10 protein-coding genes and 1 riboswitch are annotated in these 11,320 nt (G+C 34.6%); of the genes, 4 read left to right on the forward strand and 6 right to left on the reverse strand.

Annotation, left to right across the window (positions count from 1 at the left end; translation table 11 throughout):
• Positions 1 to 161 precede the first annotated feature (161 nt).
• A riboswitch (cobalamin riboswitch) is annotated at positions 162 to 338 on the reverse strand.
• A gap of 71 nt (positions 339 to 409) precedes the next feature.
• The 3 genes from EKH84_RS20640 to EKH84_RS20650 are packed head-to-tail and all read right to left on the reverse strand — an operon-like array spanning position 410 to position 2,311.
• Positions 410 to 1,069, reverse strand: a complete 660-nt coding sequence (locus EKH84_RS20640) for an ABC-2 transporter permease (RefSeq protein ID WP_127067755.1) — start codon at positions 1,067 to 1,069, stop codon at positions 410 to 412.
• A 3-nt stretch (positions 1,070 to 1,072) separates the two neighbouring features.
• Positions 1,073 to 1,933 (reverse strand): ABC transporter ATP-binding protein, encoded by an 861-nt coding sequence (locus EKH84_RS20645; RefSeq protein WP_127067756.1) that lies wholly within the window; start codon positions 1,931 to 1,933, stop codon positions 1,073 to 1,075.
• A gap of 3 nt (positions 1,934 to 1,936) precedes the next feature.
• On the reverse strand, positions 1,937 to 2,311 hold the full coding sequence (locus EKH84_RS20650) for a GntR family transcriptional regulator (protein WP_013658391.1): 375 nt from the start codon (positions 2,309 to 2,311) through the stop codon (positions 1,937 to 1,939).
• Positions 2,312 to 3,305: 994 nt separating this feature from the next.
• Between EKH84_RS20650 and EKH84_RS20655 the strand changes: the two genes are divergently transcribed.
• Both EKH84_RS20655 and EKH84_RS20660 read left to right on the forward strand, forming a co-directional pair.
• Entirely contained in the window at positions 3,306 to 4,175 is an 870-nt protein-coding gene (locus EKH84_RS20655; protein ID WP_127067757.1) for a C39 family peptidase, read from the forward strand.
• Positions 4,176 to 4,409: 234 nt separating this feature from the next.
• Entirely contained in the window at positions 4,410 to 6,017 is a 1,608-nt protein-coding gene (locus EKH84_RS20660) for a PDC sensor domain-containing protein (protein ID WP_127067758.1), read from the forward strand.
• 65 nt (positions 6,018 to 6,082) lie between these two features.
• On the opposite strand, the gene EKH84_RS20665 is transcribed toward EKH84_RS20660, so the two are convergent.
• Together EKH84_RS20665 and EKH84_RS20670 are read right to left on the reverse strand one after the other, a co-directional pair.
• Positions 6,083 to 6,430, reverse strand: coding sequence for a zinc ribbon domain-containing protein YjdM (locus tag EKH84_RS20665; RefSeq protein WP_127067759.1), 348 nt, complete (start codon positions 6,428 to 6,430; stop codon positions 6,083 to 6,085).
• A 141-nt stretch (positions 6,431 to 6,571) separates the two neighbouring features.
• The gene (locus tag EKH84_RS20670) at positions 6,572 to 7,783 is read right to left on the reverse strand and encodes a Gfo/Idh/MocA family protein (protein ID WP_127067760.1); all 1,212 of its coding nucleotides are present in this window, start codon (positions 7,781 to 7,783) and stop codon (positions 6,572 to 6,574) included.
• A gap of 352 nt (positions 7,784 to 8,135) precedes the next feature.
• Here EKH84_RS20670 and EKH84_RS20675 point away from each other — a divergent pair, with 352 nt between their 5' ends.
• Together EKH84_RS20675 and EKH84_RS20680 are read left to right on the forward strand one after the other, a co-directional pair.
• On the forward strand, positions 8,136 to 9,323 hold the full coding sequence (locus EKH84_RS20675; protein ID WP_013658396.1) for a pyridoxal phosphate-dependent aminotransferase: 1,188 nt from the start codon (positions 8,136 to 8,138) through the stop codon (positions 9,321 to 9,323).
• Between the two features lie 328 nt (positions 9,324 to 9,651).
• Entirely contained in the window at positions 9,652 to 10,038 is a 387-nt protein-coding gene (locus EKH84_RS20680) for a VOC family protein (protein WP_330547568.1), read from the forward strand.
• An 827-nt stretch (positions 10,039 to 10,865) separates the two neighbouring features.
• Here EKH84_RS20680 and EKH84_RS20685 read toward each other — a convergent pair.
• Positions 10,866 to 11,189 (reverse strand): rhodanese-like domain-containing protein, encoded by a 324-nt coding sequence (locus EKH84_RS20685; protein WP_127067761.1) that lies wholly within the window; start codon positions 11,187 to 11,189, stop codon positions 10,866 to 10,868.
• Between the last annotated feature and the right edge of the window lie 131 nt (positions 11,190 to 11,320).

Consider the following 11,320-nt stretch of genomic DNA (forward strand, 5'->3'; position numbering starts at 1 on the left):
AGACTTTTACTTATATAAGAACATAGATTCTATCTATTTAATAAAAAGAGCTACCCTACATTCTTCTAAGCTCTTTTCTTTTATAGTCAGCGCTACTTACGCTAGTTCGCAGCATCTCTATATTAGTTTTCTTAATGGATAAGCGTCTTTCCCTCCGAAAGATTCCTTTGTCATTTAAGGTAGGTCTCCTGGCTTATAATTCTTCCCTTCTGCCGCCTTCCCATAACCAAGTTACAGTGGCTTACTGGCAGTTAGTCCTTATATACAGTAGCGGGGGCTGCAGTGTTCCACACATTTCCCTATTAAGCTTACACAGCGCCTTAAATGCTTATTATTCATTTCCTTTATTCTAGCATAGGTATTCGTATTTTGAAATGCTTCATCATTATTAGATTGCTTATATGTTCTTCTATTTAAAATCTTTTTTCTTCCAAATATTAAGGCTAATACGATACGAAATATAGTAAATTATAACACCTATTAGCATCATTAGTATCGGCATAATACCATCCAGTTTATTGATATATACTACTATACTTTCATCTACTAATCTCATGTTAGTTATCGTATTAGCACCTACAAATATGAGAATATAGCTAAACATTAAATAATATCTGGCTTTAATCGTTCCAAAATAAAAAATAACTGGTAAGATAATACTGTTATAAATAGCTCCTATTAAGAAAGTAACCGCTAGTATTATAGGTGCAAGCTTAAGTATTTCTTCCATCATCATGTGCAGCTGAGATATAAAATTCAACCATAAACCTATTTGAGCAATCATACAACCACCTACAAGATAAATGATACTTTCTATATATCTTGAAGCACACATTTCCTTTCTACTTATAGGCATAGCAGCTGTCATGAGCTCTACCTTACTACGCTCCTCATATGCCATAATACTATAAATTAAAATATACCCTAATAATGCAGGCATAGCAACACCAAAGCCAATACTCCACATTGGCATAAATAAGCAGAATAAGATACTTGACACTAAAGCTGATTTAATGGATGTTGTTAGATAAATCCAATTTTTCTTAACGAGTAAAAATGTTCCATTCATCCTCTATTCCCCCCTCTTGCTAGATAAAAGCACCATAACATCTTCAATAGTTGGCACTACATATTTCACTTCATTGCCAAAAAGCTCCTTGGCTAATGCTCTACTTCTCACTAGTGCTTCACCACCTAGGCTGGTTTGTTTATAGCCTAGTAGCTCTTTTTGAATTTCCTTATCAAATAAATGTTTTGGCCCTTTAACAATGCAGTAATTGTTTAAAAGTTCATCTTTTGGGGCTTGCATTTCGATGCGGCCATTTCGTATATATACTAGATAGTCTCCTGCTTTTTCAAGATCTGAAGTGATATGGGTCGAATAAAAAATAGTTACTTCTTCGTTTTGCATATGCTCCATTAATAAATCAATCATTTCACTTCTTACAACAGGATCGAGCCCTGCTGTTGGTTCATCTAAAATAATAAGTTCCGGCTTATGAGCCAGAGCTACAATAAGCGCAAATTGCTTTTTTTGCCCTGTAGATAATTCACCATACTTTTTATCTTCTTTTAATCCAAAACGCTCCATATAGCTATTAAAAAGCTTTTCATCCCAGTCTTTATAAAAAGGCTTTACCATACGTTTAATATTTTTAAGCTTAGATTCTTGAGGATAACCCGTTGGCTCTCCCACATATCCTATTTTCTCTTTAATTGCCTTCGCATTTTCACTTACTCTCATCCCATCAATTAGAACCTCGCCCGTATCAGGAATAAGCATATCTAGCATTAGTTTAATAGTAGTCGTTTTACCCGACCCATTTTCACCTATAAAACCAGTAATATACCCTTTCTTAATACTTAACTTGGGAATATTTAATTCAAATCCATCAAACTGTTTTTTAACATCTTTAAAAACCACTGCTTCCATCTTCTATACCTCCTCATAAATAACGGCTACGCGTTCTTGAAGTTCTTCTAAAGTCATATCTATACTTTTGGCTGCGACTACAATAGCTTCTAGTTTTTCTTCTAATTGGCTCATTTGCATTTCCTTGAGCCGTTCCTTATTAGCTAAAGAAACATAAGTCCCCTTTCCTGGTGTAGTTTGCACAAAGCCTTCCGCCTCTAAATCCTCATAAGCCCTTTTTACTGTAATAATACTTACCTTTAATTCTTTTGCCATCATACGAATAGAGGGTAATAAAGTCCCTTGCTGAATCTCACCTTTTAAAATGTGTTCTTTAATCTGGCTAATAATCTGCTCATAAAGTGGAATTGCACTGTCATTTACAATAATAATATCCACACCTTCACTCCTTTCCCTCTTTTTAATTCACAACCCTTTACACTTATCAATACTTTTATGTTATTGTTTAAACTTATATTAATTTTAAATACTTTTCTCAAGCCAACTGTACATATACTGTGTATATAGTCTATATACAGATATTAACTCTATATTTTTAGATTGTCAATATGATTTGTTAATTTATCGTCGTTATTGAGATACTATTCTAAATAGAAATTTGTCGGTGGCTTTACTAGGCTATTTGGGCAAAGCTGAGAGAGGGTGACTATCCTACGTGGTTCCGCTCCGCTAGGACAGCCACCCTCTCTCAGTTCTACCAACAATAACGCGTAAAACACCTTCCTTAAGTGTTTTCAAGAAAAAACAAAACTTGTTATTATCTTTTTTCTGCACTTTTCACTTAGGGGGTTGAACGCTTAAGAGATTAATAATGCTTGTAAGGCTTCCTAGCTTCCTTACAGGCTACTTCTTGGCAAAATAGACTTATGGGAAGCTTTATACGTTATTGCCTTGGGCGCCTGCCCCCGGCTTCGAGTATTTTTTAACTGTCGTTACGCCTTCTTTCCACGCTGCTTCACTGTCTTGGATGTTTATGAGGTCAACAACGTTTGTGAAAATGAGTGGGTATGGGTACCTGGAGTAGTGACTTGGGAGCATTTTTTAGAAGCACTTAGTGAACATTTTAGATGGGTTTTAGGCAGCTGTTTGAACGAAGTGAGTTCTGCCGTTCATCTAAATAAGTGAACTTAGTGCTTCTAAAAATGTGAACCGGAACAACGGAAGGCACCCATACCCACTCATTTTCTCTCAGACGTACTTCTCATAAACGCCAAGACAAATTTCTATTCATATTTTCACTAAAAAATGACATAAATATCTTTCTTACTAAACTGTAATAAATAAATCTGCCTCACTGTAAGATTTCCTATGTATAATAACGACTATAATTTGGTTATATTTAAATAAGTAACCTAGCACTAAGGAGGTATTTATGAACGAAAATCCTGGGAACTATCTTACCAAATCCCCCACTTATAAAAGGACTACTATAAAATCCAAGAAAAAACATAAAAGAAAACAATTAATACGAGCTACTCGCTATATCTTTTTCTGGTTACTTATTTTATGTGTAGCTGCGTTAGTAAAGAAAACCTTCTTTTCTTTTCCTACTTCTTCAGTTCCTGAGACCATTCTTTATTCAAGTGAGAGCTCAGACATATTAGCAGATGCCAACTACTCTGATTATCCAGCTTCGCTTCTAGAGCTTGCCGAAAAGAAACCTGAAACTATTGCTTTTGTAAACAACTATGGCAACTACCTAGCCAACCTTGAGGATAAATCTCCTATTTCTATCACGAAAGACTATACTCCTGGAGAAATTCCTTTATTTATTCAATGGGATACAAGATGGGGCTATGAACACTATGGAGATGATTTTATTGCCGTAAATGGTTGTGGTCCTACGGCTCTTTCTATGGTAGCTGTAGGTCTCACTGGAAATACCGAACTCAACCCAAAAGCCATAGCTGACTTTAGCTATGAACAAGGTTACTTGGTAGAAGGACGAGGCTCCAGTTGGGATCTCATGACAAAAGGAGCAGAGACTTTAGGTCTTACCAGTGAAGAACTACCTTTAAATGACGATGTTATTATTAGTCGCCTTACTAATGGTAATCCTATTATTGCAAGTATGCGCCCCGGAGATTTTACCACTTCTGGACATTTTATTGTTTTAACAGGTATTGCTCCTAATGGAAAAATTATTGTTAATGATTCGGATAGCTTAATTAGGAGCAATCAAACTTGGGACCTAGATACACTTACTAAACAAATAAAGAACCTATGGGCATTTAGCTCATAGGTTCTTTATTTGTCTTATCAAAAATTATTTAGCTTGTAAAAGCTTCTCCTTAAAGGTCTCTTCTTTATGAATATCTCAAAAAATAAATGCTATTTACTACAAAATATATTTTTTTTAATAGATATCTTAATGTATTTTGCTATTATTTACTATTATTTATAGAATAATTAAAATAATACTATTATAATGTCTGTTGTATAGGACCTATTATTTACACAAAGGAAGGAACTTCTCATGCGCAAAAAAGGAATTGTTATTAAGTTAATTTCATGCTTTTTAGTAGCTATTATTGTACCACTTACATTTTTAAGTATTATGTCTATCCAGAAATCCCATAGCGTTTTAACAGATAATATGCAACTTACTAGCTTTCAAACGCTTAAAGAAAGTAAGAATAGCTTTGAACTCTACTTAAAAAACTTAGGCCAACAACTCAATATTCTAACTCGTAAAAATGAACTAAAGCATATGGAAGATAGTGGCTCCTTAGAAGATAATGTGACTGCTATTGAAGACTCTATCGTTGCTGCTCTTAAAACAACAGAGGGTGCCCTAAGAGGCTATTATGCTACTAATAGTGGTAAAGTCGTTACAGCCTGGTATACTGTAGAAAATGGAAAAAATATTCCTCATCATACCCTTGAAAATGACGACTACACCGATAAACCTTGGTTTAAAAATGCCATCGGTTCTTCTTATAGAAGTGGTGTATATGCTATTTTTACTGAACCTTATATAGATCCTACAACTAATAGACTTATTATTACTGTTTCCCAAGAAGTGAAAGCTAATAAAGAACAAGTAGGTTGTGTTGCTATAGATATCTCTTTTGATGAAATAAAAAAGTTCGTCCAAAATATTAACCTATTAAACACAGGCTATGTACTTTTAGCCAATGCAGATGGCACAATCTTAGTTGACAATAATCGGAATACATTTATCAAATCTAGCTTAACCACACTTCCTAACTGGAATGATATTAAAGACCAAAATCAAGTTAATACTCAGATTAATTTAAATGGACAAACAGTTAATGTGGTTATTTTTAATGACGAAATTACTAACTGGAAACTAGTCGGTGTTGTTAGTGAAAAAGAAATTTCTGATAGCTTAAATACGATTGTTTACTTTACCTTAGGCACTGCTCTTATCGGTATTATTTTAGGTATTATAATTGCTATAGCTGTCACTACTATGATTAAGCGAAAACTCAATTATATGAATAAAGCCGTTAGTGATGTAGCCAAAGGAGATTTAAGTAAAAACATCCAACTTGTTGGTAATGATGAATTTACCGACTTAGCTAATAATTTTAATAAGATGATTACAAGCGTATCTATCCTCATTCGTAATGTTGACTCAGCTTCTCATGCACTATTAAAGTCTTCTGATGAGATTGCTACTATTAGCTCTGAAACTAGTGATTCTACAAAAAATGTATTTGCTGCTATAAGTGATGTGGCTCATAGTACAACCAATCAAGCTCATCGTATACAAGAAGCAAGTATCCATGTAGATAATTTAGGTAGTATTTTAGCTGAAACCAATGCTTATATTAACAAGCAACTCTCCCCTGGCACTCAAGATCCTTTAGATACTGATCCTTCAAGTGTCTTTAACGACATTTTTACTAGGGCTACTGCAAGTACCAATATTGCTATTACTAAAGTTGAGAATATAGCCGCTGATTCTGAAGAAGTTGCTGCAGCTGCTGAAGAGGTTTCTGATTTAACTAAAAATGTTAATCAATCTCTTATTAAATTAGATGAACATACAGAAGAGCTTAAATACATGGCTAAAGACCTAAAAGCTGCTCTTTCTCACTTTAAATTAAAAGAATAAACCTTACATAAAAAGGAGCCTATGCTTAATAATTTAAGCACAGGCTCCTTTACTCAAAGCTTATATTAAAGTTTTTTTACGAATTCAGATTTAAGCTTCATACCACCAATCCCATCAATTTTACAATCAATGTTATGTCCATCTGTAGCATCTTCAATTAAACGGATGTTCTTTACTTTTGTTCCTATTTTAATAACTAATGAACTTCCTTTTACTTTAAGATCTTTGATAACTGTTACAGAATCTCCTTCATTTAAAACATTACCATTTGCATCTTTAATAGCACTTGCATCTTCTTGTTGGGCCTCTGTCGTTGGCGTCCACTCATAAGCACACTCTGGGCAAACTAAAAGCGTCCCATCTTCATAAGTATATTCTGAATTACATTTTGGGCAATTAGGCAAAGTTGTCATATTTCTGTTCTCCATTCTTTGTTGTACATTCTAGTCCATCTATCATAACATAGTCTTAAATACTTGACAAATTTTTAAGTTTTCTATCTTGACTAGTTTGCCCTATTTTTTATTTTGTATCAGCTAACTTATCCTAACCTATTACTTTTCTTTGTCTGCTATACCTCTAAAAGAATGATATCCTTTAATAGCTATCGTTTCACTTGGAATGGCCCAATGAATACCTAATTCATTAGGTAATTTTTTCTCTTCATAGCAGCGTTCTAATAATCTATCTAGTTCTTTAACATAAACAGATTTTTCATCTTCAAAAACAAGTTCTTTAGGAAATTCACGAACCGCAATATACTGCATAGCGGCATTAACAGCTATAACCCCTGGTAAAATAGTTTCTACATCACAAGCTACTCTTTCCCTTGTTTGTATAGCTTCTGCTGCGCGTAAATAATGCTTAAAACGCCCTTCTTCTGGAGAACCATAAACCATTTGTTCTCCTATATGAGTATGTACAACTATATTTTCTTCTTCTCCTTCTGGGAAGTTTACAGTAGCTTTTTCTAATTCAATGGTAAATCTAGGTCTTTTTGCTTCTTTCGCTGCAATAGTAGCTAGATATAATAACTCCTGTCCCTCACTAGCCATCATGCGCATAAAAACAGTATCATATCCTTCCACTTGATGAGCTCTGTATCCTTCTCCTTCAATACTTACAGGATAAGCTGACTGCTGCATCGTTTCTCCACATAAAAAAAACAAATTGTGCAAAAAGTGAGCTGCTCCATTACTCATAACAGACTCTAAAATATACTTACCATCCTCACCCTGTATTTTCCCTTTCCAGTTACTATCTTCAAAGTAGCTTTTAGGTCTATTCCAGTTAACTACTGTTTTAATACTTTTAATAGCACCATATTTGCCAGCTAAAATATCTCTTTTTAGATGCTGTATTGCCTTAGAATAGGACCACTGGAAGTCTACTGCAACAACCTTTCCTAATTGCTCCGCTACTTTCTTTATTTCCAGACATTCATCTATAGTAGGTGCTAATGGTTTCTCACAAAACACATTAACGCCGTGTTTTAAAGCACACATGACTTCCTCATAGTGGACATGCATGGGTGTCGTAATAATGGCTAAATCTACTTCATTTTCTACTAAACATTGTTCTAATTTCGTATATAACATCACACCATTTTCTAGTAGCTTCTCATAATACTCACTAGCTGTAGGATTTCTGCTCACTACTCCAACTAATTGAATATCTTTAGAGATTTCTTCTCTTAGTATTTCAGTTATAAAATTTTTTCCATAACCATTTAATCCTGTTAATATAACCTTAATCCTTTTTCCCATAGTCTTCTTCCTAAAATGATCTATTTTTTTATAATCGTATAGCTACTATAATACATGACTTTTCCGCTATTATTTTCTATTTAACTCTAACTATTGAGAAAATGCAACTAATTTTATGTATAGTAATTAAAGACAGCAAAAAATACGAAGCGTATTTTGGGGAGGTAGCCCTTATCCTCTCATTTCTGCCTAGCATCATTCCTCATAAACGCTCAGACAACTTTATATTTATTGGCTAGTGGTTGAAATGTACAGAAAAATATTGTAAATTATACTAAACACTTGTTAATAATAATTTGATTTCAATAAACTAGTAACTTAAATACCAAATTAACTAAAAAGGAGAGAAAACATGATTTCAAATGAAATGCTTCAATTAGGAACAAAACGCTCTGTCATCAGAGAAATCTTTGAGTATGGTAAGATAAGGGCAGGGGAAATTGGCGCAGAGAATGTCTATGACTTTAGCCTTGGCAATCCTAATGTACCAGCTCCAGAATGTGTAAAAGAGGCTCTTTTAGAATTATTAAATTCTAATGATTCTAATGTTCTTCATAGCTACACCTCAGCACAGGGCGATGCTGGTGTTAGAAAAACCATAGCAGATTCTATTAATGAAAGATTTGGTACGAATGTTACAGCTAATCATATTTACATGACGGTAGGAGCTGCTGCTTCTTTATGTATTTGTGCTAAAGCTCTTACAATGCCTGGAGATGAGTTTATTACTTTTGCGCCTTTCTTCCCCGAATACCGTGTCTTTGTAGAGTCAGTAGGTGCAAAACTTAAAGTAGTTCCTGTTAATACTGATAACTTCCAGATTGACTTTAAGAGTTTTAAAGCCCTTCTTTCTCCGAATACAAAAGCCATCATTATGAATTCACCAAACAACCCATCTGGTGTCGTTTATTCAGAAGAAACAGTTAAAGAATTATGTAGTATTTTAGAAGAAAAATCTAAAGAATACAATCATCCTATTTACTTAATCTCCGATGAACCTTACAGAGAAATTGTTTATGATAACATTAAAGTACCCTACCTTATGAACTACTATAAAAATACTTTGGTATGCTACTCTTACAGCAAATCTCTTTCTTTACCTGGTGAAAGAATTGGTTACATTGCCGTATCAGATCAAATGGAAGATGGAGGCAATATGTATGCTGCTATCTGTGGTGCAGGTAGAGCCCTTGGTTATGTTTGTGCACCTAGCTTGTTCCAGTTTGTTATTCAAAAATGTATCGGTGCTACTTCTGATATTAATGCTTATAAAGAAAATAGAGATATTCTTTATAATGGCCTTACTAAGTTTGGTTATGATTGTGTTCGCCCAGATGGTGCCTTCTACCTCTTTGTAAAAGCCTTAGAAGAAGATGCTAATGCCTTCTGTGAAAAAGCTAAAAAGTATGAACTTCTCCTCGTACCTGGTGATGATTTTGGTTGCCCTGGTTATGTAAGAGTTTCTTACTGTGTTAAACAATCACAAATCGTTAACTCATTACCAGCTTTTGAGAAACTTATTCAAGAATATCAAGCATAAAAATTTTATTAGGGATTTGGTTAGCTGCCCACATATGTATAAATTTAAAGACCAATAGATGGTTCCACCTGTTTTTACAAACTTCTCTAGCCCAATAAAATATTAAACCAGAGTCCGACGTAAAAAAGCACTACTAAGAAGCTGAATGCTTATGAGTAGTGCTTTTTTGATATCTTATCCTTTAAGGGTTTAGAAAGATTAGCGCCTATCTTCTCACGAAATACTTCACAGTATCAACATATTATCATATCATTAAAATATAAGACAAGTGAGAAGTGAAAACAGCTGTTCTAGAATTAATTACAGAATAAAAAGGAGAAATAGTAAAATGAATATTTCAGTAACACATATTGCACTCTATTCAAATGATCTAGAGCGTACAAGAGCATTCTATATGAAATACTTTAATGCCAAGAGCAATGAAAAATATGTAAATGCCAAAGGATTTTCCAGTTACTTTTTATCTTTTGATTCAGGTGCTAGATTAGAAATAATGGCACATGAGTTATTAGAATATCGGGAGCCAAAGGATCATGTAAATGGCATTCACCACATTGCTTTTTCTGTGGGCAGTAGAGAAAATGTCATTACTCTTACTAACCAAATAGTACAAGATGGTTATCCATTACTCAGTGCACCAAGAGAAACTGGGGATGGTTACTTCGAAAGTTGTATAAGTGATCCAAATGGTATTAGGATTGAGATTACTGAATAACAAGCATATAACTATTCAGCCATATAAATAGAAATTTGTCGGGGACTTTACGGGCTATATGGGCGGAACTGAGAGAGGGTGGCTACCTATCGTGGTTCCGCTCCGCATTTTCAGTAGGCACTAAGCTCACTTTTTTGGATGAACGCCCACAAACTCGGTTCCCTCAAACACGTGGACTAAATACCATCCAAAACGTTCGCTAAGTGCCTACTGAAAATGCTCCGAAGTCACCCCGTCAGGCAGCCACCCTCTCTCAGTTCTACCAGCAATAACGCGTAAAGTCGCCTCCATTAAGTGTTTTCAAGAAAAAACAAAACTTGTTATTATCTTTTTTCTGCACTTTTCACTTAGGGGTTTGAACGCTTAAGAGATCAATAATGCTTGTAAGGCTCCCTAGCTTCCTTACAGAGCTACTTCTTGGCAAAATAGACTTATGGGAAGCTTTATACGTTATTGCCTTGGGCCCCTGCCCTGGCTTCGAGTATTTTTCAACTGTCGTTACGCCTTCTTTCCACGCTGCTTCACTGTCTTGGATGTTTATGAGGTCAACAACGTTTGTGAAAATGAGTGGGTATGGGTGCCTGGAGTAGTGACTTGGGAGCATTTTTTAGAAGCACTTAGTGAACGTTTTAGATGGGTTTTAGGCAGCTGTTTGAACGAAGTGAGTTCTGCCGTTCATCTAAATAAGTGAACTTAGTGCTTCAAAAAATGTGAACCGGAACAACGGAAGGCACCCATACCCACTCATTTTCTCTCAGACGTACTTCTCATAAACGCCAAGACAAATTTCTATTTACCATACTAACTAAATACTATTTATTATTTAATTACTTAACGATTTCGTAAGGCCAGTAAATAATACCACCCATATCATATACGGAGGTATATCCTAGATTTAATAAGGTATCTCCTGCCATAATGGTTCTTACACCACTTCTACAATATAAATAGATAGTTTGTTCTTTATCTGGAATCATATCCTCAATCTGGTATTCTAGTTCATTAACTGGTACATTAATGGCTCCTTCAATATGACCTTCTGCATATTCCATTTTGGTTCTTACATCTAATAACACAATGCTTTTGTCTGCATCTAGATTCTGTTTAGCTTCTTCTATACTGATTCTTTGTACTTCTGCTATTTCATCCATTTTAGTTCTCCTTCTAGCTACTGTCTATGGTTAATCATTTAGAATTGTTCCTTGTCTATTAGCGTTCTTGACTCTTTAACTTTACCTAAATGAGTTTATAAAGTCAAATCAATTGCTTATAAAACTAGTTA

It is taken from the genome of Cellulosilyticum sp. WCF-2 (genome assembly GCF_003990395.1).
GTDB lineage: Bacteria > Bacillota > Clostridia > Lachnospirales > Cellulosilyticaceae > Cellulosilyticum > Cellulosilyticum lentocellum.